This is a genomic window from Variovorax sp. OAS795 (genome assembly GCF_040546685.1).
In the GTDB taxonomy this organism is placed as follows: Bacteria; Pseudomonadota; Gammaproteobacteria; order Burkholderiales; family Burkholderiaceae_C; genus Variovorax.
Map to the genome: position 1 here is coordinate 881,542 of NZ_JBEPOH010000001.1, position 23,553 is coordinate 905,094.

19 protein-coding genes are annotated in these 23,553 nt (G+C 68.4%); 8 read left to right on the forward strand and 11 right to left on the reverse strand.

From position 1 onward, the window contains the following. The first annotated feature begins 6 nt into the window (after positions 1-6). Together ABID97_RS04290 and ABID97_RS04295 are read left to right on the forward strand one after the other, a co-directional pair. Complete coding sequence (locus ABID97_RS04290) at positions 7-615, forward strand: glutathione S-transferase (RefSeq protein WP_354397314.1); 609 nt, start codon at positions 7-9, stop codon at positions 613-615. A 134-nt stretch (positions 616-749) separates the two neighbouring features. Continuing rightward, the gene (locus ABID97_RS04295; protein ID WP_354397315.1) at positions 750-1,463 is read left to right on the forward strand and encodes an SDR family oxidoreductase; all 714 of its coding nucleotides are present in this window, start codon (positions 750-752) and stop codon (positions 1,461-1,463) included. A gap of 12 nt (positions 1,464-1,475) precedes the next feature. Here the strand turns inward: ABID97_RS04295 and ABID97_RS04300 are convergent, their stop codons facing one another. The 7 genes from ABID97_RS04300 to ABID97_RS04330 all read right to left on the reverse strand — a co-directional run bounded on the left by ABID97_RS04300 (position 1,476) and on the right by ABID97_RS04330 (position 7,505). After that, entirely contained in the window at positions 1,476-2,201 is a 726-nt protein-coding gene (locus ABID97_RS04300; RefSeq protein WP_354397316.1) for an ABC transporter ATP-binding protein, read from the reverse strand. After that, on the reverse strand, positions 2,198-2,953 hold the full coding sequence (locus tag ABID97_RS04305; RefSeq protein WP_354397317.1) for an ABC transporter ATP-binding protein: 756 nt from the start codon (positions 2,951-2,953) through the stop codon (positions 2,198-2,200). The genes ABID97_RS04300 and ABID97_RS04305 overlap by 4 nt, the downstream gene beginning before the upstream one ends. Further along, a complete protein-coding gene (locus tag ABID97_RS04310; RefSeq protein ID WP_354397318.1) occupies positions 2,950-3,933 on the reverse strand; it encodes a branched-chain amino acid ABC transporter permease in 984 nt (327 codons plus the stop codon). Before ABID97_RS04310 ends, ABID97_RS04305 begins: the two co-directional genes overlap by 4 nt. Further along, positions 3,930-4,850 (reverse strand): branched-chain amino acid ABC transporter permease, encoded by a 921-nt coding sequence (locus ABID97_RS04315; protein WP_354397319.1) that lies wholly within the window; start codon positions 4,848-4,850, stop codon positions 3,930-3,932. The genes ABID97_RS04310 and ABID97_RS04315 overlap by 4 nt, the downstream gene beginning before the upstream one ends. Beyond that, entirely contained in the window at positions 4,847-6,052 is a 1,206-nt protein-coding gene (locus ABID97_RS04320; RefSeq protein WP_354397320.1) for an ABC transporter substrate-binding protein, read from the reverse strand. The genes ABID97_RS04315 and ABID97_RS04320 overlap by 4 nt, the downstream gene beginning before the upstream one ends. 194 nt (positions 6,053-6,246) lie before the next feature. Then, a complete protein-coding gene (gene atpE, locus ABID97_RS04325; RefSeq protein ID WP_012745530.1) occupies positions 6,247-6,486 on the reverse strand; it encodes a F0F1 ATP synthase subunit C in 240 nt (79 codons plus the stop codon). Positions 6,487-6,614: 128 nt separating this feature from the next. Beyond that, positions 6,615-7,505 (reverse strand): DMT family transporter, encoded by an 891-nt coding sequence (locus ABID97_RS04330; RefSeq protein ID WP_354397321.1) that lies wholly within the window; start codon positions 7,503-7,505, stop codon positions 6,615-6,617. A gap of 493 nt (positions 7,506-7,998) precedes the next feature. On the opposite strand from ABID97_RS04330, the gene ABID97_RS04335 reads away from it, so the two are divergent. Continuing rightward, positions 7,999-8,454, forward strand: a complete 456-nt coding sequence (locus ABID97_RS04335) for a sterol desaturase family protein (protein WP_354397322.1) — start codon at positions 7,999-8,001, stop codon at positions 8,452-8,454. Positions 8,455-8,515: 61 nt separating this feature from the next. On the opposite strand, the gene uvrA is transcribed toward ABID97_RS04335, so the two are convergent. Both uvrA and ABID97_RS04345 read right to left on the reverse strand, forming a co-directional pair. Beyond that, positions 8,516-11,632 (reverse strand): excinuclease ABC subunit UvrA, encoded by a 3,117-nt coding sequence (gene uvrA, locus ABID97_RS04340; protein WP_354397323.1) that lies wholly within the window; start codon positions 11,630-11,632, stop codon positions 8,516-8,518. Positions 11,633-11,650: 18 nt separating this feature from the next. Continuing rightward, positions 11,651-13,033 (reverse strand): chloride channel protein, encoded by a 1,383-nt coding sequence (locus ABID97_RS04345; protein WP_354397324.1) that lies wholly within the window; start codon positions 13,031-13,033, stop codon positions 11,651-11,653. A gap of 125 nt (positions 13,034-13,158) precedes the next feature. On the opposite strand from ABID97_RS04345, the gene ssb reads away from it, so the two are divergent. Continuing rightward, complete coding sequence (ssb, locus tag ABID97_RS04350; RefSeq protein WP_354397325.1) at positions 13,159-13,725, forward strand: single-stranded DNA-binding protein; 567 nt, start codon at positions 13,159-13,161, stop codon at positions 13,723-13,725. Between the two features lie 64 nt (positions 13,726-13,789). Here ssb and ABID97_RS04355 read toward each other — a convergent pair whose 3' ends face one another. Further along, complete coding sequence (locus ABID97_RS04355; protein WP_354397326.1) at positions 13,790-14,503, reverse strand: YebC/PmpR family DNA-binding transcriptional regulator; 714 nt, start codon at positions 14,501-14,503, stop codon at positions 13,790-13,792. Positions 14,504-14,881: 378 nt separating this feature from the next. Between ABID97_RS04355 and ABID97_RS04360 the strand changes: the two genes are divergently transcribed. Then, complete coding sequence (locus ABID97_RS04360; protein ID WP_354397327.1) at positions 14,882-15,262, forward strand: helicase SNF2; 381 nt, start codon at positions 14,882-14,884, stop codon at positions 15,260-15,262. 72 nt (positions 15,263-15,334) lie between these two features. Here the strand turns inward: ABID97_RS04360 and ABID97_RS04365 are convergent, their stop codons facing one another. After that, the gene (locus ABID97_RS04365) at positions 15,335-16,327 is read right to left on the reverse strand and encodes a hypothetical protein (RefSeq protein ID WP_354397328.1); all 993 of its coding nucleotides are present in this window, start codon (positions 16,325-16,327) and stop codon (positions 15,335-15,337) included. Positions 16,328-16,450: 123 nt separating this feature from the next. Here ABID97_RS04365 and ABID97_RS04370 point away from each other — a divergent pair, with 123 nt between their 5' ends. The 3 genes from ABID97_RS04370 (at position 16,451) to ABID97_RS04380 (ending at position 23,529) form a co-directional block, all read left to right on the forward strand. Then, positions 16,451-17,578: a VWA domain-containing protein gene (locus ABID97_RS04370; protein WP_354397329.1), complete on the forward strand. Its 1,128-nt coding sequence runs from the start codon at positions 16,451-16,453 to the stop codon at positions 17,576-17,578. Then, positions 17,578-19,629, forward strand: coding sequence for a YehQ C-terminal OB-fold domain-containing protein (locus ABID97_RS04375; protein WP_354397330.1), 2,052 nt, complete (start codon positions 17,578-17,580; stop codon positions 19,627-19,629). The genes ABID97_RS04370 and ABID97_RS04375 overlap by 1 nt, the downstream gene beginning before the upstream one ends. Positions 19,630-19,710: 81 nt before the next feature. Next, entirely contained in the window at positions 19,711-23,529 is a 3,819-nt protein-coding gene (locus tag ABID97_RS04380; protein ID WP_354397331.1) for a DUF4132 domain-containing protein, read from the forward strand. The last annotated feature ends 24 nt before the right edge of the window (positions 23,530-23,553 follow it).

The window sequence follows — 23,553 nt, forward strand, 5'->3', positions numbered from 1 at the left end:
ATCGTCATGAAGATCTTCCATTCACCGGCGTCCCCCTTCGTGCGCAAATGCATGGTCGTGGCGCACGAACTCGGCATTGCCGACCGCATCGAGAAACTGCCGAGCGCCGCGAGCCCGGTGAAGCGCGACGCCACCATCCTTGCGGAGAACCCGCTCGGCCAGGTGCCGACCTTCGTGTGCGACGACGGGCAGGTGTTGTTCGACAGCCGCGTGATCTGCGAATACCTCAATGCCATGCAGTCGGGCGCGCTGTTCCCGGCCGGAGGCACCGAGCGCTGGGCGCGGCTGACGGAACTCTCATTGGCCGACGGCATGACGGCCGCCGCGCTGCTCGCGCGCTATGAAACGATGCTGCGCCCGGAGGCGCTGCGCTGGAGCGAGTGGACCGAGGGGCAACTCGCCAAGGTGCGTAGCGGGCTCGAATGGCTCGAAACGGCGTCGACTTCGTTCGGCAGCCGTGTCGACATCGGCACCATCGCCTTCGGCTGTGCGCTGGGGTACATGGACTTCCGCTTTCCGTCGGTCGACTGGCGCGGCGAGGCGCCGAATACTGCGAAGTGGTTCGAAGGGTTCAACCAGCGGGCTTCGATGCAGGCTACCTTGCCTGCGGTTTGAGGTTGGCCTGTCTATTCAGGGCGCGCTCCCGCCGACGGGGGACATTCGCGGAGGGGAGTACCCGGTGGCCTGTGCACACGCCCCGAATCCTTGGCTAAATGTGGCTCTCGCATCAAACGAACCAAGGACCCAGCATGCCCTCCGAAGCACAAAAAAAAGTAGCCATCGTCACCGCCGGTGGCAGCGGCATGGGCGCCGCTGCGGCCCGCAAGCTTGCGGACGACGGCTTTCGCGTCGCCATCCTTTCCTCGTCGGGCAAAGGCGAGGCACTGGCCTCTGAACTCGGCGGCATTGGCGTGACCGGCTCCAACCAGTCGAACGACGACCTGCAGCGGCTGGTCGACAAGGTCGTGGCCGAATGGGGCCGCGTCGACGTGCTGGTCAACAGCGCGGGCCACGGGCCCCGCGCGCCCATTCTCGACATCACTGACGAAGACTGGCACCGCGGCATGGACGTGTACCTGCTGAGCGCCGTGCGTCCGAGCCGCCTGGTGGCACCGCTGATGGTGAAGCAGGGTGGTGGCACCATCATCAACATCTCGACTTTCGCGGCCTTCGAGCCCGACCCGGTGTTTCCGACCTCGGGCGTGTTCCGCGCCGGCCTGGCGGCCTTCACCAAGCTCTTTGCCGACAAGTACGCCGCCGAGAACGTGCGCATGAACAACGTGCTGCCGGGCTTCATCGACAGCCTGCCCGAGAAGCCCGAGTTCCGTTCGCGCATTCCCATGGGGCGCTACGGCAAGAGCAGCGAGATCGCGGCGGTGATCGGCTTTCTCGCCTCGGAAGGCGCGGGCTACATCACGGGCCAGAACCTGCGCGTGGACGGCGGCATCACGCGCTCGGTCTGAGTGGGCGGCCGTTCACACGCCCAGGTAGCGCGTCCATAGCGAGCGATCCGCATCGAGCGCGGCCGAGTCGCCCTGCCACACGGCGCGTCCGCGTTCGAGGATCACATGGCGGTCGGCCAGCGGCAGCAGGCGCTGCACGTACTTGTCGACCACCAGGATCGCCTCGCCTTCCGACTTGAGCGTGGCGATGCAATGCCAGATCTCCTCGCGGATCACCGGGGCCAGGCCCTCGGTGGCCTCGTCGAGGATCAGGAGGCGCGGATGCGTCGAGAGCGCGCGCGCAATGGCCAGCATCTGCTGCTCGCCGCCCGAGAGCTGGTTGCCTGCATTGGCCTTGCGTTCCGCGAGGCGCGGGAAGAGGCCGTAGAGCGCCTCGACCGTCCAGCGCGGCGCGCTGCCGGGGCGAGGGCGTGCGAAGGCGCGCAGGTGCTCGTCGACGCTGAGATTCGGGAACACGTGCCGCCCCTCGGGCACGATGGCCACGCCGCGCCGCGCGATGGCGTCGGGCTTGTGTCCGCCGATGGCAACGCCGCCGAAATGCACGCTGCCGCGCATCGGCGCCAGCGTGCCGGTGAGCACCTTCAGCAGCGTGCTCTTGCCCATGCCGTTGCGTCCGAGCAGCGCGAGCACTTCACCTGCGCCGATGCGAAGGTCGATGCCGAACAGCACCTGGCTCGCGCCGTAGCCGGCCTCGATGGATGCCGCTTCGAGCAAGTTCATGGTGGTCGTCGTGCTCATGCGTGTCCTTCTGCTTCGGTACCGAGGTACACCGCCTGCACGTCCGGGTGGCCGCGCACCTCGTCCGCCGTGCCGCTCATCAGCACGCGGCCCTGCACCAGCACCGTCAGCCGGTCGGCCAGGCGGAACACCGCGTCCATGTCGTGCTCGATCAGCAGGATGGCCATCGATTCGCGCAGCGATTCGATCAGCTCGACCATGCGCGCCGATTCGTCCGGCCCCATGCCGGCCATCGGCTCGTCCAGCAGCAGCAGCTTGGGCTCGGCGGCGAGCGCCAGCGCCACGTCGAGTGCGCGCTGTGCGCCGTGCGGCAGCGTGCCCGCGATGCGGTGGCGTTCGCTGCCGAGGCCGACGCGGTCGGCCAGCGCGGTGGCGCGCTCCACCAGGCCGTGTTCCCCGGCGCGCGGCGAGATGAAGCGCAGGCTGCTGCCCGCATGGGCCTGCGCTGCGAGCATGAGGTTGTCGTGCACGGTCTCCCTGGCGAATACGCGCGTCACCTGGAAGCAGCGCGACATGCCCGCCGCCACGCGCTGGTGGTCCTTGAAGGCAGTGATGTCCTTCTCGTCCAGCAGGATGCGCCCGGCATCGGCCTTGAGGAGCCCGGTGATCAGGTTCACCAGCGTGGTCTTGCCCGCACCGTTCGGTCCGATGAGCGCATGCACTTCGCCGCGCTCCACGGTGAGGTTCACATGGTCGGTTGCGAGCAGGCCGCCGAAGCGCTTGACCAACCCTTCGATTCTGAAGAGGCTCATGCTTTACTCCCTCGCCCCTCTGGGGAGAGGATCGGGGTGAGAGGCAAGCGGCGCTTGTACAAGGCGGCGAGCCCCTTGGGCGCCCACAACGCAACAGCAATCAGCAGCAACCCCAGCGGCATGTGCCAATGCTCGGTGTGCTGCTTCAAGGTCTCTTCCAGCACCAGCCACACGACGGCGCCCACAGGCCCGCCCCAGCTGCGCCCCAGCCCACCGATGACCACCATCACCAGCAGCGTGGCCGACTGCGTCCAGTGCATCGTCGCAGGGCTCACGAAACCGTTGCCGCCCGCGAGCAGCGCACCGGCCAGCCCCGCGATGGCGCCCGCGAGGGCAAAGGCCACGAGCTGCAGCTTGAACACCGGATAGCCGAGCGCGCGCATGCGCGTCTCGTTGTCGCGGATGCCCATCAGCGCATGGCCGAAGCGCGATCGCGTCGCGCGGTGCAGCCACCAGAGCGCGAGCGCCACCAGCGCCAGCACCACCCAGTAGAAGTTCGACTCGTTGCCGAGGTCGAGCCCGGGCAGCAACACGGGCCGGCCCGTCAGCGTGTAGCCGTCGTCGCCGCCGTAGCGCCGCAGCGACACCACCACGAAGTACAGCATCTGCGCGAAAGCCAGCGTGGTCATGATGAAGTACACGCCGCGCGTGCGCAGCGCCACCATGCCGATCAGCGCCGCGACCACGCTGGCAACCAGCACGGCCGCCGGCCACAGCACCCACGCCGACGTCACGCCCGCGTCGCTGAGCGCCACCACCGTGTAGGCGCCCATGCCGATGAAGCCCGCATGCCCGAGCGCCACCATGCCGCCGAAGCCGAGGATGAAGTTGAGGCTGGCCGCGGCCAGCGCCACCACGAGCACGCGCCGTACGAAGCCGATGTAGAACTCGAGCCCGAACAGCGGCGCGACCAGCGGGAACGCCGCAAGCACCAGGAGGAGCAGCCCGAGGCCGATGTAGCGTGGGGAAGAAGAGTTCATGCGCGTGCCGAGAACAGCCCGGAGGGCCGGAAGATCAGGACGATCACCATCAGCGCGTACATCGCGACTTCGGCGAACAGCGGCCCCAGGTCGGCGGCGTTGGCGGGCGGCAGCGTGGCGCGCAGCAGCATCGGCACGAACGCGCGCCCGATGGTGTCGACCACGCCCACCAGCAGTGCGGCCACGAAGGCGCCGCGCACCGAACCGATGCCGCCGATCACCAGCACCACCAGCGCCGGGATCAGGATGGCTTCGCCCATGCCCACCTGCACCGCGACGATGGGCCCCATGAGCGCGCCGGCCAGCGCGGCCAGCGCCGCGCCGAGCAGGAACACGCCGTTGAAGATGCGGCCGACGCGCACGCCCATCAGCTCGGCCATGGGGCGGTCGGAGGCGCCCGCACGCACCCGCATGCCGATGCGCGTGTGGTTGACCAGCAGGTACAGCGCGAGCGCCACCAGCAGCCCGCCCACCAGGATGACCAGCCGGTAGGCCGGGTAAGGCAGGCCGTCCATCAGGTTCACCGGGCCCGAGAGCGCCGCGGGCGTCGGGGCCATGACCGGCGAAGGGCCCCAGGCCATCGTCACGATGTCGTCCGCCACCAGGATCACGCCGAAGGTGGCGAGCACCTGCGCCAGATGGTCGCGGGTGTAGAGGCGGCGCATCAGCAGCACTTCGAGCAGCAGCGCGACCACCACGGTGACGGCCACCGCGATCACGATGGCCGCGGTGAACGAGCCGGTGCGCGTGTGCGCCTCGGCCGCCACGTAGGCGCCCGACATGAAGAGCGAGCCATGCGCGAGGTTCAACACGTCCATGATGCCGAACACCAGCGTGAGCCCCGCAGCCAGCAGGAACAGCATCAGGCCGTAGCCGAGGCCGTTGAGCAGCTGCTCGAGAACGAGGATGCCGCTCACTTGAGTGGACACTTGTCGGCGTACGAATCGCCGTAGCTGGTCAGCACCGTGTTGATCAGCTTGTTGGTGACCTTGCCCTGCGCATCCTTGCCGATCACGCGCAGGTAGAAGTTCTCGATGGGATAATGGTTGTTCGCATACTTGAAGCTGCCTCGCGTCGAGGCGTAGTTGGCCTTCTTCAGCGCGGCCACCACGGCTTCGCGGTTCTGCGCATTGCCGCCGGCCTGCTTCACCGCCGCGTCCATCGCAAGGATCGCGTCATAGGCCTGCGCCGCATAGACCGACGGATAGCGGCCGTTGTATTCCTTGCGGAACGCGGCCACGAACGCCTTGTTGGCCGCGTTGTCCAGGTCGTGCGCCCAATGCGAGGTGTTGAACAGGCCGAGCATCGGCTCGCCCACGGCGCCGATCACGTCCTCGTCGGCCGAGAAGCCGCTGGTCACGAGCGTGATGTCCTTGGACAGGCCCGCGCCCACGAACTGCTTGATGAAGTTGATGCCCATGGCGCCGGGCAGGAAGAAGTAGATCGAGTCGGGCTTGGCCGCGCGCAGCTGCGCGAGTTCGGCCGCGTAGTCGATCTGGCCGAGCTTGGTGTAGAGCTCGTCCGCCACCTGGCCCTTGAACTGGCGCTTGAAGCCGCCCAGCGCGTCCTTGCCGGCGGGATAGTTCGGCGCGATCAGCACGGTCTTCTTGAAGCCGCGGTCCTGCGCGAACTTGCCGGCCGCCTCGTGGAACTGGTCGTTCTGGTAGGCGGTGCCGAAGAAGAACGCATTGCACTGGGCACCGGCGAACTGGCTCGGCCCGGCATTGGCCGACAGGTACGGCACCTTGGCGTTGAACAGCGTCGGGCCCACGGCGAGCGCCACGTTGGAGCCGATGGGGCCGCTGAAGATGTCGATCTTGTCGCGCTGGATCATGCGGTCGACCAGCTGCTTGGCCTGGTCGGGGCTGCCGGCCATGTCGGCCTGCACGAACTCCACGTCCTGCCCGCCGAGCTTGCCGCCCAACTGCTTGATGCCGAGCGCAAAGCCGTCGCGCGCCTCGGCGCCCAGTGCCGCGAACGGGCCCGAGATGTCGAGCGCCAACCCCACCTTCACGGGAGCGGCCAGGGCCGACGCCGCACCGCCGAGGGCCGCGCCGCAGAGCAGCAGCGAAAGCAGGGTGCGCGGCAGCGCGGGCGACTTCGGGGACGGGTGGCTCATGGATTCTCCGGGCAGAGGGAAGGGTGGAACGAGGCCCGGGCGCCGCGCCATGCAGCACCCGGGACAACAAACCGTTGATAGCTAAATACTTTAACCATAAACAATTCGGTGTCAACGGTACTAGCACGAATGGTGCCAATCGCCGTGTCGCTTCCTGGTGCGCGGGGGGCCCGCTTGCGCGGGCTTTCTTCGCCTCAGCCGAAGGGATTCGCGGTGGCGAACCAGAGGCCGATGCCGGTCGCGATGATGAATGCGCCGTCGGTCACGCCCGCCACCAGGAAGAACTTGGTCTGCAGCGTGTCGACGAGTTCGGGCTGGCGCGCGGTGCTCTCGAGGAACTTCTGGCCGACCAGCCCGATGCCGAGGCAGGAGCCGAGCGCGGCCACGCCGATCAGCAGGGCGACTGCGAGGGGAAGGATGTTGAAGCCGGTCATGGTGTTTTCTCCTGGTGGTTGTCAATCGATGGAGGTACTTTCCCAGAGCGGGTGCATGCGGTCCATGACGTGGGAGGTCATGGCTGGCGCGATCAAGCCTACCGCCGCAGAGGGCGGCCTGGCCGCTTTCAGGCCTTCGCGGCGCTGCGCGAGGGCCAGAGCACCGAGGCGATGGCGACCATCATCAGCGCCACCGCCACCCAGTCCTGCCAGTGCACCACCTCGCCGAGCCATACCGCGCCGCTGAACACACCGAGCACGGGGATGAACATCACGCTCAGCGTCGAGGCCACCGGCGGCAGGCCGCGCGCGAGGTAGAACCAGGCCGCATGCGCAAAGCCGAAGATCAGCACCGCGTTGTAGAGGATCGAAGCCCAGGTCACCGGGCCCGGCCAGCGCCACTGGCTGCGCTCGAACAGCAGCGTGAGCACGGTCATCACGACGGCGGTCATGGCCGTCATCCAGAACGAGAGCGTGAGCGTCGGCAAACCGATGCGCGTGTGCCGCAGCAGCTGCGTGCCGAGTGCCCAGGTAGCGGCGGCCACCAATGCGAGCGCCACGTAGCCGGGCCGTCCCGCCAGGTCGGTGAGTTCGTGCCAGAGCAGCAGCCCGACGCCGATGGCGCACGCGCCCACGCCGATCCACGAGCGCCGCGTGAGCACGGCCGAGAACAGCACCGCGCCGATGATCGCGGAGAACACCGGCATCGTGTAGCCCAGGATGGCGGTGCGCCCGCCCGACAGCGCCTTCACCGCGAGGATGATGCAGGCATGCCAGATGAACATGTTGGTGGCGCCCAGCCACACCAGCTCGGGCCACGCGCTGCGCGGCACGCGAAACGGCACCTTCATGACCACCAGTGCAAGGCCGAGCACCGGCACGCCGAGCCAGATCGAGAGCGCGCGGAAGGCCAGCGGCGGATAGTCCGCCACGCCGAGCTTCATTACCGGCCAATTGAGCCCCCAAGCGAGGGTGAGAAAAAGAAGCAGCGCGAGTTCGCGTGTTGTCAGTGTCCTCATGGGAAGGGATTTTGACGCGCGAACTTCTTGCGCCGCTGAAGGAAAAAATCACCAACGGGGCAGGTTTTCATTTTTGATCGATCGATTGGGCGGTCGAATGAGATTTCTGCCGCCAGAATTCCAAGACGCGCATGCGACCACAAAGATGGTTGCGCACAAAAAAGGGAATGGAATGCAACGCCACTGTCACGCGCGCTCAGCGTCAAGAGCAAAGTCGTACTTGCCTATCGGGCGCGAACGCACCTAACTCCATCTTGTTTCTCCGCAAGCCGTCCGAAGTCGCCGACCTCGGTCGATCGCTTGCGAGTTTTTGCGGGAAACATGTCGCCGTGCCTTGATGTCTCGCCGAGACGAAGTTGCGCACGCTTGCAGCACGCCTGCTCCGAAGATATCCCGGGCAGCAGGCTAACTCGACTTGCAAAAAATAATGGCCGTATCAACGAAATGGCAGCTCTCGCCTCTCGAGTACAAGATTGACTTCATTGTCGCTCCCATGCTGTTCGGCATTGCGGTTTGGCTGTCGCCGTCTCCGTCACTGCTCCAGATATTTCTCGGCGCCCTGATCTGGTCGTTTTTGGAGTATGCCGCCCACCGGTTCCTGTTTCATCGCCATTTCCGCAGGCATCACTGGGCGCACCATGTAGATCCGGCGGCGTACATCGGAATATCCGGTATCTACCTGGGCATCGCCTATGCGGCGCTCCTGCTGCCGGCGTGGTGGATGGGGCTGCAATCCTTCTACGCGGGATTCATGCTGGGCTATTTCTTGTACGTTCTCATGCATTTCGTGATTCATCGACCGGAACACAAGCTGTACCGGCTTCTTGAAGGCGTGGCGCGCAACCACGAGATGCATCATCTGAGAGGCCTGGAGACAAACTTCGGGGTTACGTCTCCGTTGTGGGACCTGATATTTCTCAGCTATTCCCGGCCTGGCGCTCGCCCCTGAGACGAGAAATCCGGCGCGAAGCCAGGCCTGGAACGCCAGCGGCAACGACGGCGTTCGGCGCCTACAGCAGCCGCTTGAGATACCGCCCGGTGTGGCTCGCCTCGTTGGCCGCGATGTCTTCCGGCGTGCCTTCGCCCACCACCGTGCCGCCGCCCGCGCCGCCCTCGGGGCCCATGTCGATGAGCCAGTCGGCCGTCTTGATGACGTCCAGGTTGTGCTCGATCACGACGATGGTGTTGCCCGCGTCGCGCAGCTGGTGCAGCACCTTCAGCAGCAGCTCGATGTCGGCAAAGTGCAGGCCGGTGGTCGGCTCGTCGAGGATGTAGAGCGTGCGTCCGGTGTCGCGCTTGCTGAGCTCCAGCGCGAGCTTCACGCGCTGCGCCTCGCCGCCCGAGAGCGTGGTGGCCGACTGGCCGAGCTTGATGTACGACAGGCCCACGTCCAGCAGCGTGCGCAGCTTGCGCTCAATGGTGGGCACGGCCTTCAGGAATTCATGCGCGGTCTCGACCGTCATCTCGAGGATCTGCGCGATGTTCCTGCCCTTGTACTGCACCTCGAGCGTTTCGCGGTTGTAGCGCTGGCCGTGGCACACCTCGCAGGGCACATACACGTCGGGCAAGAAGTGCATCTCGACCTTCACCACGCCGTCGCCCTGGCAGGCCTCGCAGCGTCCGCCGGCCACGTTGAAGCTGAAGCGGCCCGGCCCGTAGCCGCGCTCGCGTGCGGTGTTGGTCTCTGCCATCAGCTCGCGGATGGGCGTGAACAGGCCCGTGTAGGTGGCCGGGTTGCTGCGCGGCGTGCGGCCGATGGGACTCTGGTCGACGTTGATGACCTTGTCGAAATACTCGATGCCCTCGACCGACTCGTGCGCGGCCGGTTCTTCATGCGCGCGGTACAGCGTGCGCGCCACCGCGGTGTAGAGCGTGTCGTTCACCAGCGTCGACTTGCCCGAACCCGAGACGCCCGTGACGCAGGTGAGCAGGCCGACCGGGAAGGCCACGCTCACGTTCTTCAGGTTGTTGCCGGTGGCGCCCACCACGCGGATTTCCTGCAGGTCCGTCTGCGAGGCCAGGTGCGCCGCCTCGCGCGCGGCACGCCGTTCGGCCGCGGGGCTCGGCGGAAAGCGCGAGGCCTTCTTGCCGTCGTTGAAGGCCGGCTTCTTCACCACCGGCAGCCACGCGGTGCGGTGCCTCGGCACCTCGATCTTCTTGGCGCCGGACAGGTACTGGCCCGTCAGCGAGTCGGGGTTGGCCGCCACCTGGGCATAGCTGCCCTGCGCCATCACGCGTCCGCCGTGGATGCCCGCGCCGGGTCCCATGTCGATCACGTGGTCGGCGGCATGGATCATGTCCTCGTCGTGCTCGACCACGATCACGCTGTTGCCGATGTCGCGCAGGTGCTTCAGCGTGCCGATGAGGCGGTCGTTGTCGCGCTGGTGCAGGCCGATGCTGGGCTCGTCGAGCACGTACATCACGCCCGTGAGGCCCGAGCCGATCTGCGAGGCGAGCCGGATGCGCTGTGCTTCGCCGCCCGAAAGCGTCTCTGCGCTGCGGTCCAGGCTCAGGTAGTTGAGGCCCACGTCGTTCAGGAACTTGAGCCTGAGGCCGATCTCGCGCACCACCTTGTCGGCGATGTCGGCCTTGGCGCCGCGCAGCTTCAGCGTCTGGAACCAGGCCAGCGAATCGCGCAAGGTGAGGTGGCTCAGTTCGAAGATCGCCATGCGCGGCGGCTCGCCGCCGTCCGCGGGGCGGGCCGACTCATCGACCAGGAACACGTTGCGTGCCTCGGGCCGCAGGCGCGATCCGCCGCAGTCGGGGCAGGGCTGCAGGTTGCGAAAGCGTGCAAGGTCTTCGCGCACCATCACCGAATCGGTCTCGCGGTAGCGCCGCGCCATGTTCGGGATGATGCCTTCGAAGGGATGCTTCTTCGTGAGCTTCTTGCCCGCGAAGTTGCCCGACTCCATGGTGTAGTTGAACTTGATCTCTTCGGCCGCCGAGCCGTGCAGCAGCACCTGCTGCACCGAGGCCGGCAAGGATTCGAAGGGCGCGTCGACGTCGAACTTGTAGTGCTTCGCGACGCTCTCGATCATGCTGAAGTAGTAGCTGTTGCGGCGGTCCCAGCCCTTGATGGCGCCGCTCGCGAGCGAGAGCGTGGGAAAGGCCACCACCCGCGCCGGGTCGAACACCTCGCGGTGCCCCAGGCCGTCGCAGCTCGGGCAGGCGCCCACGGGCGAGTTGAACGAGAAGAGGCGCGGCTCCAGCTCCGACAGCGAGTAGTGGCAGATCGGGCAGGCGAACTTGGCGTTGAACAGGTGTTCCTTGTCGGCAGCGGCCGCAGCGCCCGCAGCGCCATCGGCGCTGCTTTCCGGCCTTGCGCCCAGCTCGAGCGCGATGGCCCGTCCCTCGGCCAGCCGCAGTGCCGCCTCGAAGCTCTCGGCCAGGCGCTGCTGCATGTCGGGCCGCGCGCGCAGGCGGTCGATCACCACGTCGATGTCGTGCTTCTCGGTCTTCTTGAGCTTGGGAAGGTCGTTGTATTCGTAGGTTTGCCCGTCGACGCGAAAGCGCACGTAGCCCGCCGCCTGCATCTCGGCGAACAGTTCGAGGAATTCGCCCTTCTTCTCGCGCGCCACGGGCGCAAGGATCATGAGCCGCGGCTCGTCGGGAATGGCGAGCGTCGCATCGACCATCTGCGAAACCGTCTGCGCCTGCAGCGGCAGGTGGTGCTCGGGACAGTAGGGCGTGCCGGCGCGCGCATAGAGCAGGCGCAGGTAGTCGTGGATCTCGGTCACCGTGCCCACGGTGGAGCGCGGGTTGTGGCTGGTCGCCTTCTGCTCGATGCTGATGGCGGGCGAGAGCCCCTCGATCACGTCCACGTCGGGCTTGTCCATCAGCTGCAGGAACTGCCGCGCATAGGCCGACAGGCTCTCGACATAGCGCCGCTGCCCCTCGGCATACAGCGTGTCGAAGGCCAGGCTCGACTTGCCCGAGCCCGACAGGCCGGTGATCACCACCAGCTTGTTGCGCGGGATGTCGAGGTCGACGTTCTTCAGGTTGTGCGTGCGTGCGCCGCGGATGCTGATGCGCTGCTGCGCGAGCACGGCGCCCAGGTAGGCATCGCGTTCCGGGTCTTCAGTGGCGGGGGATTTCAAGGGGTCGATCGTCCGAGGGCAACCGAGCATGATAGTGCCCCTGCCATGTCATGGCGAGGGGGCGGGTTGTGGGGGTTTCTCCGCCGGGGCTGCCGGCGCCGTCCGGTGCACCGGCTCGATGCTGCCGATGGCCCTTGCGACCATGTGCTCGGCAAGCGTCTCGTAGAGCGGGCGGCTGATCATGCGGGAGACCAGGCTGGCCAGCATGGCCGCTGCCATGAGGCTCAGCACCATCGAGTGGCCGTCGACCATTTCCATCACGATGATGAAGGCGGTGAGCGGCGCCTGCGTGACCGCGGCCAGGAAGCCGGCCATGCCCATCGCAATGAGCGCCGGCCCGAACTCGCTGCCGGTCAGCCCCGCCACCGCATCGCCGATGCCTGCGCCGATGGACAGCGAAGGCGCGAAGATGCCGCCCGGCACGCCGCACCAGGCCGTGAGCCAGGTGGCGACGAACTTCAGCGCCGTGTACAGCGGCGTCAGCTCGTCATGGCCCTGCAGCATCTGCTTGACCGCCTCGGAGCCGGCACCGAAGGTCACGCCGCCCGTGACCAGCCCGATGACCGCCACCGCCAGCCCGCCGCACGCCGCGAACCGCACCGGATAACGCGCCCGCCATCGGTTGAAGCGCCCGGCGCCGCCGGTGAGCGAGGCGATCAGGAGCCGCGCGAACAGTCCGCCGGCCGCGCCGCTCAGCAGCGTGACCAGCAGCCCCGGCCCCAGGGCGTCCCAGCCCAGGCGGGGCACGCGGATCACGCCGAAATAACTCAGGTTGCCGAAGGCCGAAACCGCCACCAGGCCCGCCAGCACGATGGCCGTGATGATCAACCCGCTGGAGCGCGCCTCGAGTCGGCCCGACAGCTCCTCGATGGCGAACACGACGCCGGCCAGCGGTGCATTGAAGGCTGCCGCGATGCCGGCCGCGCCGCCCGCCACCAGCAGCGCGCGGGAATCGATGGTGGTGTTGGGCGACAACCAGCGCCGCGCATGCTGCATCACCCCGGCCGCCACCTGCACGGAAGGCCCTTCACGTCCGATCGAGAGGCCGGCCGCGAAACCGGCCGCACCGAGCCCGATCTTGGCGACCGTGAGGCGCAGCGATGCGAACATGAAGCGCCGTTCCTCCGGCAGGGCCGGATGCAATGTGGCCTTGATCTGCGGGATGCCCGAGCCGCCCGCGCCGGGAAAGAATCGCAGCGTGAACCATACGATGGCCGCTGTGATGAGCGGCGTCGTCAGCAGCACCGCCCAGGGCCAGGCCCGGTAGAAGCGGTGAAACTGCCCGAACACCCAGTCGCTGGCAAACGTGAATCCCACCACGAAGAGCCCGGCCGCAATGGCATAGCCGAGCACGATGGCCCGGTCGAGCCAGATGCGGCCGCCCGAGAGTTCGGCGCGCAGGTGTTCGAAAAAATCGGGTTCTCGGTTCATGGGCGGCATTAATTCTGGCACCGGCGAGGGATTGAGCCCCGGGACGGCCCCTTCCGGGCGCCATCGGGCACAATCTTGGGTTCTTCTTTTCCTCCTCCTTCATCTACTTATCAGGGGCAGTGCATATGGCATCGGTCAACAAGGTCATCGTCGTCGGCAACCTGGGTCGCGATCCCGAAATGCGCACCTTCCCGAGCGGCGACCAGGTCGCGAACGTCACCGTCGCCACCACCGATCGCTGGAAGGACAAGCAGAGCGGCGAAATGCGCGAAGCCACCGAATGGCACCGCATCGTCTTCAACGGCCGCCTGGCCGAGATCGCCGGCCAGTACCTGCGCAAGGGCTCGCAGGTGTATGTCGAAGGCAGCCTGCGCACGCGCAAGTGGACCGACAAGGACGGCATCGAGAAGTACACCACCGAGATCCGCGCCGACCAGATGCAGATGCTGGGCAGCCGCCAGGGCCAGGGCGGCCCGTCGGGCGGCCCCGAGGACGATGGCGGCTATTCGCAGGGCGGCGGTGGTGGCGGCGGCTACTCGCAAGGCGCGGGCGGCGGCGGTGGTGGTAGTGGTGGCGGCTACGCCCCCCGTGCACCGGCCGCGGCACCCCGCGCGCCGGCCGCCGCACCGCGGCAGGCGCCGGCCAAGTCGTCGTCGGGCTTCGACGACATGGACGACGACATCCCGTTCTGAGTCGATTCGCCGCGTGGCTGCGCGGTAACCTCGCCGCTTGTGCCGCGGCCCTGAGCCCGCAGGCTCAGCCCGCGAGGCCCACGAACACGTTCTGCACGTCGTCGTTCGCGTCGATGGCAGCCAAGAAGACCTCGACCTCTTCGAGGTGCTCGGCGCTCAGGCTGGCCGGATCCACCGGGTTCTTGGGCTTGTAGCCCAGCTTGGCCGACAGCACCGTGAAGCCCTGCGCCGGCAGTGCGCGGCTCACCAGGTCCAGGTCGGTCGGGTCGGTCAGGAACACCGTGGCGCCGCTTTCGCCGGCCGGCTCGAAATCCTGCGCACCCGCCTCGATGGCGGCCACTTCGGCATCCGCGTCGGGGCGCGAAGGCTCGGCCTCGATCATGCCGACATGGTCGAAATCCCACGAGACCGAGCCCGAAGTGCCCAGCTGCCCCTTGCGGAACAAGACGCGCATCTCAGGCGCGGTGCGGTTCACGTTGTCGGTCAGGCATTCGACCATCACGGGCACCTGGTGCGGCGCAAAGCCCTCGTAGATCACATGCTCGAAGTGCACCGCCTCGCCCGTGAGCCCGGCGCCTTTCTTGATGGCGCGGTCCAGCGTGTCCTTGGGCATCGAGACCTTCCGGGCCTGCTCGACGACCAGCCGCAGCCGCGCGTTCGAACCCGGATCGGCACCGCTGCGCGCCGCGACCATGATTTCCTTGGCCAGTTTTCCGAACAGGCGGCCCTTGGCATTGGCCGCCAGGTCCTTGTGCTTTGCTTTCCACTGTGCGCCCATGGCGGATGTTCCTTGTGTGGGGTGGGCCGAGTCCTCCCGGCGCCTGGCGCAGGGGCCAATGGGCGGGACAACCGGCTCGGGGCAGCTACTGTAGCCGCAGCGCCCATCCACAACCGCTTTTTCAAGGCCGACCGGCGCCGCCAGGCGCCGTCCAGCCGCTGCGATTGTTTCCATTCCGTGAACGCCGCGGTTCCGATCCATGAGGGTTTTTACTTAGTAGACGGCGCACAATTCATCTCACAGACCGGCCCCCAAGCCGATCTGGGTGAACAGGGCCCCGAGCGAGGTGGCCGCCCCCCAGAAGAGGGACGGTGACCCACCCAAGACCGGTTCGACATCATCCAAAGTCAAAACTGAACTGAATTGAAGGAATTGAAAATGACCGCCTCGAAGATCCTCTCCGCCGTAGCTGTTGCCCTGATGGCCGTTGCCGGCGCCGCCCATGCCGAAACCTATGAAGGCGTGCACCAGCTGACCTCGGCCGCCAGCCGCGCCGACGTCGCCGGCCAGGCCGTGGTTGCCGCGCACAGCGCCAACCCCTATGCCACCGGTGCCAACGCAGGCCCCGCCCGCGTGTTCGTCTCGTCGACCAGCCGTGATGCGGTCCGTGCCGACGCCGTGGCCGCCGCCCGCAGCGCCGACCCGTATGCCGAAGGCGCTTCGGCCGGCGTCGCACCCGTGGTCGCCAGCACGGTGGACCGCGCCACGGTGCGTGCCGCAGCCCGCGCCGCTGCCCGTGGCGACGCACTGCCGCTCTAAGCCTCGGCGAGCGTCCGCTCCATGAGCCGGCCATGCGCAAGCATGGGCCGGCTTTTTCTTTTTCCGTGTGGGTCAGCGAGCGGCCAGCAGCCGCAGGCCGGCGATGAAGAAGGGCGCAGCGTCGGGCGTGGCCGGGTCGTGCAGTTCGACGAACCACGCGGCCAGCGGAGCCCGGTCGGCATCTTCGGGCGAGGGCTCGGCGCAAAGCTCGCACGCATAGAGCAGGCGGCCCGCGCGCGTCGTGCTGTCGCACAGCGCAACCGCCTCGCCGCGGCAGTCTTCCATCCATGTCCAGCCGCCATCGGGTTCGCCGCCCACCGATTGCCGCATCAGCCGCACGCCGATGCGTTCTGGCGCGGCCGTGCGTTCGCCAGCCTGTGGCGCGGGCACGGTGCCGAGCAACCGCAGCGTGAATGGCTCGCCGATGCGGAAGCCTTCGCCGCGCTCCAGCGAAAGCTCTTGCAGCGCGATGCGCACACGCCTGCGCTCACGCAGCGTGGTCACGACGAAGAGGACCAGCACCCCCCAGAAGGCGCTGAACACCACGCCGACCGGCAGCCATAGCCAGTGCCATCCGCCGGCCAGCGACCATCCGATGGCGTTGAACCCGAAGAGCGCGAAGAAAGCCAGCGCCGCGAGCGCGAACAGCCAGGCGATCCAGTCGGTGGCCGACCGGCGCATGCGTTCCGTGGCCTGCGGCGCCGCCGAGGTCCATTGGGCCGGCCGCCGCTCGGCCAGCGGCGCCGGGCCGGCTGCGCGCGGATCGGGCCATGGCGCCCAGAAACCATCCGGCGCGCCGGCCAAGGCAATGCGCTGCAGATCGGTCCAGGCCGGCAGGTAGCCCGTGGCTGTTTCCTCGCCTTCGACTTCGAGCGTGCCGCCCTCGAAACCACGCGGGTACACGCCTGGCGCGCGGTGCATCCGCCGCTCCCACAGGTCGACGACCAGGGTGCCGCCGCCGACTTCCGCGGCCTGGTAGCGGCCGTCCGCAGAGACGAAGCCATAGCTTGCGGCCTGCCCCGACAGGTGGGCGATCGAGGCGATGGAGGGATGGAGCCGGGTCATGCAGAGGAGGCGGCAAAAAGGCGGAAAAAGCGCCGAGCATGCCATGCGAGTCGGTCTGCTAAGCTGCCGGCGCCCTTCAACCGACCTGTTCCTTCCACCCTCGTCCTTGCCCACGCATTGCGCATGCCGTCCGAAGAAACCCTGCGCCGCTGGCGCCTGATCCTCGGCCGGTACGCGGCGCAGCCGCTGGCGCAAACCCGGTTCTCGGCCGGCGACTGGAAGCTCGACCAGGCGCTCGAATACCTCTACGGCCGTGAGTACGAAGGCCGCGGCCTCGCGGGACGCAGCGGCGGCCCCGGGTCGCTCGACCCCAGCCAGCTGCGCGCCGTCGACTGGCTCAACCGCTCGCGCAAGCTCTTTCCGCAAGAGGTGTTCGAACGCATGCAGACGCAGGCGATCGACCGCTACCAGCTCACCGACCTTCTCTCCGACCCGGCCGTGCTGCGCTCGCTCGACGCCACGCCCGGGCTTGCGAAGGCGCTGCTCGGCATGCGCGGGCGGCTGTCGGGCCAGATGCGCGACGCGGTGCGCGAGGTGATCCAGAAGACCGTCGACGAGATCACGCGCAAGCTCCGGAACGACTTCGTCAATGCGCTCGTCGGCCGGCGCAACCGCATGCGGCGCTCGCACATCAAGAGCGCGCAGAACTTCGATGCACGCGCCACCATCGCGGCCAACCTCAAGCACTACGACCTGGACCGCAAGCAGCTGGTCATCGAGCAACCGCGCTTCAACGCGCGCGTGAAGCGCAACCTGCCTTGGGATGTGGTGCTGTGCGTGGACCAGAGCGGCTCGATGATGGATTCGGTGATCTACAGCGCCGTCATCGCGGGCATCATGAGTTCGCTGCCCGCGGTGCGCGTGAAGCTCGTGGTGTTCGACACCGCCGTGGTCGACCTCACGCACCTGGCGCACGATCCGGTCGAAGTGCTGCTCACCGTGCAGCTGGGCGGCGGCACCGACATCGGCCGCGCGGTGGCGTACTGCGAATCGCTGGTCGGCAACCCGAAGCGCACGGTGTTCGCGCTCATCAGCGACTTCATGGAGGGCGCCGCGCCCGGGCCGCTCCTGGCCGCCGTGCAGCGCATGGCCCAGGCGCGCGTCAAGCTGCTGGGACTGGCCGCGCTCGACGAATCGGCCAACCCCGTGTACGACCGGCAGATGGCGCAGCGGCTGGCCGGCCACGGCATGCACGTGGCCGCCCTCACGCCCACGCATTTCGCGCACTGGCTCGCCGAGGTCATGAACTGATGGCCTGGTACGAAGGCTATCGCGCCTACGACGACGAGACGCTCGCCACGCTCGCGAACCCCGGCCTGCTGCGGCGCGCCGCAAAGGACGTGGAGGCGGGCAAGGTCGCATGGGCACAGCAGGGCGGCAAAGGCGGCGTGGTCGAGGCCGACGGCCAGCGCGTGCAGCTCGATGCGCGCGGACCGCAGCAGGCGCGCTGCGACTGCCCGGCGCCCGGCATCTGCAAGCATGTGCTCGGCGCGGCGCTGTGGCTGCGCACGCTGGCGTCCGAGGCCCCGCCGGACGGCACGGCCGCTGCCGCGGAGGCCGGCCCCGCCGCCGACCCGCTGGCCGAAATACTCGCGCTCGACACGGCGCCGCTCTTCAAGGCGGCGGGCCTTGCCGCGGTGCGCCGTGCGGCCGCCGCTTCGGCCCATGCCGTCGAATGGCGGGTGCAAGGCGGCGCGCTCGTGATGGACTTGCCGGAGCTCGGCGTGTCCTGCCGCTGGGTGGCCGGCGCGGGCTACGGCGGCATGGTGTCCGACGTGGCCGCCGCCGAGCGCAAGGCCGTGCACCTCATGGCCATTGCCGCGCTGCGCCGCGCGCACGGCCAGGCTTTCGAATGGCCCGAAGCGGCCCGGCCCGCGCCCGTGAAAGACGAGGCACGCCTCGGCGAGCGCGAGCGCGCGTTCCTGCTGCAGGTCGGATCGATGCTGCAGGAGCTGCTGGCCGGTGGGCTCTCGCATGTGAGCGAGCTGACCTCTGCGCGCCTGCTGGCGCTCAACATGTCCGCGCGCGGCGAGGGCCTGCCCCGCCTTGCGGCGCTGCTGCGCAACCTCGGCGGCACGGTCGACCTGCTGGTGCGCCGCGACCATCGCGCCGAAGAGCGCGATGCGTTCGCGCTCATGGCGCGCATCCATGCGCTGTGCCTCGCGCTGGCCGAGGCGGAGGGCGACCTGGCCGCGGCATTGCGCGGGCGCGTGAGACGCGACTTCGACGAATCCGCGGCGCTCGAACTGCTGCCCCTGGGCGCCCACTGGTGGCAGACCCGCGGCGGCGCACGCGGCCTCACGCTCGCTTTGTGGGACGTGGGCGGCCATCGCCTGCTGCAGGCCAGCCTCGCGCGGCCCGACGGCAGCGACACCGGCTTCACGCGCAGCGGCGCCTGGACAGCACATTCGCTTTGGAGCGGGATCGGCTCGGCCCAGCGCGTGTGCGAAACCGCGCTGCGGCTCGAACAGCCGCGGCTGGCCGAAGACGGCCGGCTGGCCCTGGGCGGCGCCACGAGGGCGCAGTGCCTGCCGATGTGGTCGGCGGGCGACGCGCGCCTGCTGCAGGTCGGCTGTGGCAGTTGGGCCGAACTCGGCCAGCGGCTGCGCGCCGCCACAGGGCTCGCGGCCGAACCTTTCGACGCGGTGCTGCTCCGCCCCGCCGGCACACGGCCGCCGGTGCTCGACGAAGCGCAGCAGCGGCTCGACTGGATGGTGCAGGACGCCGCCGGCCAATGGCTGCGGCTCGGCATCCCCGTGGGGCCGGAACATCGGGAGCGCCTCGAAAACCTCGACCGCTTCACCGCGCGGCGCGCACCGGTGCATGGCGTGCTGGTGCGCATCGAACGCTCCGCCGCCAGCACCGAGCTGATGCCCATCGCGGTGCTGAGCAGCGACCCGAAAGGCAGCCTGCAGGTGGTGTCGCTCGATTTCGCCGGCGAAGCCCCGCGCACCACCTCGCTGGCCCAGCGCATCCTGCGCCTGTTCGAGGCCAGGCAGCAGCAACGGCAGGCACCGCCGTCGGCCACGCCCACGCTCTCAGCCCGCCTCCTCGCGCCGGTGGCTGACGTGGCCGAGACGCAGGCCGCCACCGGCCGCATGGCACTGACCGCGCCGCAGCGGCAACGGCTGCAGGAAGCGCTGGCGCGCACCGGCTCGGTCGGCCTCGAGGCCTTGGCGCAGGCGCTGCGCGCGCACCTGGCCGCGCCCGGAACGGCACCGCTGCTGCGGCTCGGCTTCATGTGCCAGCTGCTCGGCGAGCTCGACGGGTTGCCCGAACGCGAGATTTCTCACGCCGACTGAAGCGTCGTCGCTGCCGGACTGCGGGATCGTCACCGTCAGCTGCCAGAATCGCGCTCGGAGTCAGGAGCACGAGGAGAACGCATGGGATTTCTGGACAAGATCTTGGGCGCCGTCACGGGCGGCGCCAGCCACGCAGCCGGCAACGGCCTCACCCGCGAGCAGGCGCAGCTGTTGAAGCAGGCGGTCGAGCCGTTCGAAAAAGCCGGCAAGGAGCTGCCCGACAAGGCCGCCGCATTCCTGATCGACGGCACGCAGGAAACCGTGCTGCTCGACCTGCAGGCTGCCAGGGTCTCCGAGCCCGGGCAACTGCTCGGCAACCCCGGGCGCCTGCGCTGGGCCTTCAGCAATTACCAGAACAAGCCGCTGCAAAAGATCGGCGAAGCCAGCCTGTCGGCGCGGGCTCGCTTCTACGCCAGCATCGACGCCAAGGCCCCGCCGCTCGACGTGCTGGTGCGGCTGGGCAAGCTGCTCGCGGCGGCCGATGGCGGCCAGTCGCTCGAGCATCCGGGTGCGGCGGTGCCCGACTGGCTGCAGTACCTCGTCAACGATGCGGTGTTCGCGAGCTTCAACCAGGGCAACGGCAAGGAAACTGATCTTGCCAGGCAGCGCCCCGCGTGGAACGTGCACCTTTTTGCGGCCCTGCTGGCGCACGAAGGGCTCGATCCCGACCTTGCGCTGCAAGAGGTGTTCGAGCGCAAGAACCTCGACAGCTGGTACCACGACCGGCTCGACGGCGTCGTCAAGTCCGAGGCGGTGGCCGCGTACATGCGCGAGCGGCGCGCCGCGACCGAGGCCTTGCCCGCGCAGCTCTCGGCCGCCGGCCGCGTGCTGCTGGCCAAGCGGCTCGGTGGCGACAAGGGGCTCCAGAACGACTTCGCCGCGCTGTTCATCCGGCTCGCCCTCGATGGCGGCAAGACGGTGCGCGCCGAAGCCGCGCCCCATCTCGAAGGCATTGCCGAAGCCCGGCGGCTCGAACTGCTGGTGCAGATGCTCAAGGAAGGCGACGGCACGCAGCGCACGCAGGCCGCGGAACTGATGGCGCGCCTGCCGGGCGACACCGCCCGCGCGCTGCTCGCCCAGGCGCTGGAAGCCGAGTCGAGCAAGGCGGTGCAGCAGGCCATCCGCTCGGCGCTCTCGCGGCTCGATGCGGCGGGCGACGCGGGTGAGCTCGAGCTGCCGGAGCCGCCCGCCTGGCAGCCGTTCGAGGATGTTCCGCTTGGCGAAGAGGTGGTGAAGCTGCTCATCGGCAACCGCGTCGAGCTGCTCGAGAAATGCCGTCTCGCCGCCGAGGCCGAGATCGAGGAGAACAGGCAGTCGAAGGAGAGCCACAAATACAAGTGGCGCCAGCAGAGCTACGCCGCCCAGAAGAAGATCACCGACGACGACATGCGCGCCGTGGTGCGCGTGCTCAACGGCCAGGGCAGCAAGAAAGACCAGGACCGTGTCCGCAGCGGCGAGCTCCAGCAGACGGTGACCCTTGGCGGCCGGCTCTACGCGGTGCCGTCCTTCGGGGTGGCGCACCTGGTGCGTTGGCTGGTGCTCTCGCGCCACTGGAACAGCTTCTGGTTCGACGACGGTTTTCATCAATGGCTCGGCCGCCAGCCCGTGGGCTCGGTCGACCTGCGCGCACTGGCCGAGCTGCTGCAGCGCTCGGGCATGCCGATCGACGACGTGGCGCACACCGCACTGTTCCCGTACTGGAACCGGCCATCGGCCATCGACCTGCTTCCGGCCGACCGCATCTGGCCCTTCTTTGCGGAGCATCCGCAATACATCGACGAGGGACTGGGCCTCACCGCGCCCGCGCAGCGCGAGGGGCGGCGTTCCTCGCTCGACCTGGGCGCCACGCTGCGCACGCTCGCCATCTTTCCCACCGTGCAGTCGCGTTGGCTGCCGCGCGTGATGGAGCTGGCGCTCGGCGAAGGCAAGACCCACCGCGCGGCGGCGCAAAAAGCCTTGTCGATGCTGCCGGACATCGGCCGCCGCGTCATCGAGTCGCTCGATGCGACCAAGAGCGAAGTGCGCATCGAGGCCGCCAACTGGCTGGCCGACCTGAAGCACGCGGAGGCGATTCCGGCGCTCACCCGGGCGCTCGAGAAAGAAACCCGCGAAACCGTGCGCGCCGCCTATCTGACCGCACTGGAAGCCTTGGGCGACAACATCTCGCCGCGGCTCGCGCCCGCGATCCTGCTCGCCGAAGCGAGGAAGGGCCTGAAGGCCAGGCCGCCGGCCGGCCTCGCGTGGTTCTCGCTCGAGGCGCTGCCCGCCTGCAAGTGGCTGGACGGCAGCGCGGTCGAGCCCGAGATCCTGCGCTGGTGGGTGGTGCTGGCCTGCAAGCTGAAGGAGCCGGGCGGCAATGCGCTGCTCACGCGCTACCTGGGCCTGCTCGATGCGCCCAGCCGCCAGGCGATCGGCAGCCTGGTCCTGCGGCAGTTCATCGCGCAGGACACGCGCAGCCCCTCGCTCGACGAAGGCATCGCGCACGCCAATGCCAGCGCACCGCAGCGCTACCAGGGCAACCAGCAGCGCTACCAGAACGCCAAGGCCGAGCACAAGCAGTACTACGAGATCGACTTCCGGAAGACCCAGGAACAGGTCTTCGAGGAATGCAAGCGCGAGAAGATGGGCGAATACCTCGGCAGCGCGATCGGCGAGAAAGGCATCCTGGCGCTCACTGCCCAGGCGCCGGGCCACGAGGTGGTCACGCTGCTGCAGCAATACATGCGCGACCACTACCAGCGCCGCTCGCAGATCGAAGCCATGCTCGAAGGCGTGGCGCCGGGCAACGATCCGGTGGTGATCCAGCTGCTGCTGGGCATCTCGCGGCGCTACCGCACCGCCTCCGTGCAGGAGAAAGCGCGCACGCTGGTTCAGGAGATCGCGGACCGCAACGGCTGGACGCAGGACCAGTTGGCCGACCGGACCATTCCGACCGCGGGCCTGGACGACACGGGCAAGCTCGAACTCGCCTACGGCGACCGCGTGTTCACCATGGTGCTCGACGCCGCGATGAAGCCCGAGCTGCGCAACCCCGAGGGCAAGGCCGTCAAGGCGCTGCCCGAGCCGCGCCAGAACGACGACCCCGCGCTCATCAAGGAGGCCAAGGCGCAGTTTTCGACCAGCAAGAAAGAGCTCAAGCAGGTCATCGACCTGCAGACTGCGCGGCTGTTCGAGGCCATGTGCACCGGCCGCGTCTGGCCCGAGGCCGAGTGGCGCGACTACCTGCACCGGCATCCGGTGGCCGGGCGGCTGATCCAGCGGCTCGTGTGGCTCGAGCTGGACGCGGAAGGCCAGGTGCGCGGCAGCTTCCGGCCCACCGAGGACGGCAGCCTGATCGACACGCAGGACGACGAGGTCGAACTCGCGCCCGGCAGCCGGCTGCGCCTGGGCCATGCCTCGCTGGTCGACGAGACCGCGGCCGCCGCGTGGAACAAGCACTTCAAGGACTACAAGCTCGCGCCGCTCTTCGCGCAGATGACGCGCAAGCCGCCGGCCATTGCCTTTGCCGACGACAAGGGCCACCCGGTGAGCGAGATCAACGACCGGCTGGGCTGGGTCAGCGACACCTTCACCCTGCGCGGCAGCTTTGCCAAGCTCGGCTACCAGCGCGCGCAGGCCGAGGACGGCGGCTTCTTCTACCGGTACACCAAGGAGTTCTCGTCGGCCGGCGTGCGCGTGGCCATCGACTTTTCCGGCAACACCCTGCCGGAGGAAAACGTGCCCGCCGCGCTCAAGACCCTGGGCTTCGAGGACACCAGGGCCCGCGGCTACGGCGACCGGGCCTTGCCGCTCTCGGGCGTGCCGCCGGTGCTGCTGGCCGAGGCCTATGCCGACTACCTGGCCGTGGCCCAGGCCTGCGCCGGATTCGACGCGGACTGGGAAAAGAAGATGCCATGGTAGGCACCGTCGCCGATTCGCCACGCA

Coding starts and splice junctions, on each gene's coding strand:
- ABID97_RS04365 (WP_354397328.1), bottom strand. CDS start 16,327: ATGACCCGGCTCCATCCCTCCATCGCCTCGATCGCCCACCTGTCGGGG.
- ABID97_RS04295 (WP_354397315.1), top strand. CDS start 750: ATGCCCTCCGAAGCACAAAAAAAAGTAGCCATCGTCACCGCCGGTGGC.
- ABID97_RS04335 (WP_354397322.1), top strand. CDS start 7,999: ATGCTGTTCGGCATTGCGGTTTGGCTGTCGCCGTCTCCGTCACTGCTC.
- uvrA (WP_354397323.1), bottom strand. CDS start 11,632: ATGCTCGGTTGCCCTCGGACGATCGACCCCTTGAAATCCCCCGCCACT.
- ABID97_RS04290 (WP_354397314.1), top strand. CDS start 7: ATGAAGATCTTCCATTCACCGGCGTCCCCCTTCGTGCGCAAATGCATG.
- ABID97_RS04360 (WP_354397327.1), top strand. CDS start 14,882: ATGACCGCCTCGAAGATCCTCTCCGCCGTAGCTGTTGCCCTGATGGCC.
- ABID97_RS04300 (WP_354397316.1), bottom strand. CDS start 2,201: ATGAGCACGACGACCACCATGAACTTGCTCGAAGCGGCATCCATCGAG.
- ABID97_RS04370 (WP_354397329.1), top strand. CDS start 16,451: ATGCCGTCCGAAGAAACCCTGCGCCGCTGGCGCCTGATCCTCGGCCGG.
- ABID97_RS04380 (WP_354397331.1), top strand. CDS start 19,711: ATGGGATTTCTGGACAAGATCTTGGGCGCCGTCACGGGCGGCGCCAGC.
- ABID97_RS04310 (WP_354397318.1), bottom strand. CDS start 3,933: ATGAACTCTTCTTCCCCACGCTACATCGGCCTCGGGCTGCTCCTCCTG.
- ABID97_RS04355 (WP_354397326.1), bottom strand. CDS start 14,503: ATGGGCGCACAGTGGAAAGCAAAGCACAAGGACCTGGCGGCCAATGCC.
- ABID97_RS04320 (WP_354397320.1), bottom strand. CDS start 6,052: ATGAGCCACCCGTCCCCGAAGTCGCCCGCGCTGCCGCGCACCCTGCTT.
- ABID97_RS04375 (WP_354397330.1), top strand. CDS start 17,578: ATGGCCTGGTACGAAGGCTATCGCGCCTACGACGACGAGACGCTCGCC.
- atpE (WP_012745530.1), bottom strand. CDS start 6,486: ATGACCGGCTTCAACATCCTTCCCCTCGCAGTCGCCCTGCTGATCGGC.
- ABID97_RS04345 (WP_354397324.1), bottom strand. CDS start 13,033: ATGAACCGAGAACCCGATTTTTTCGAACACCTGCGCGCCGAACTCTCG.
- ABID97_RS04305 (WP_354397317.1), bottom strand. CDS start 2,953: ATGAGCCTCTTCAGAATCGAAGGGTTGGTCAAGCGCTTCGGCGGCCTG.
- ssb (WP_354397325.1), top strand. CDS start 13,159: ATGGCATCGGTCAACAAGGTCATCGTCGTCGGCAACCTGGGTCGCGAT.
- ABID97_RS04330 (WP_354397321.1), bottom strand. CDS start 7,505: ATGAGGACACTGACAACACGCGAACTCGCGCTGCTTCTTTTTCTCACC.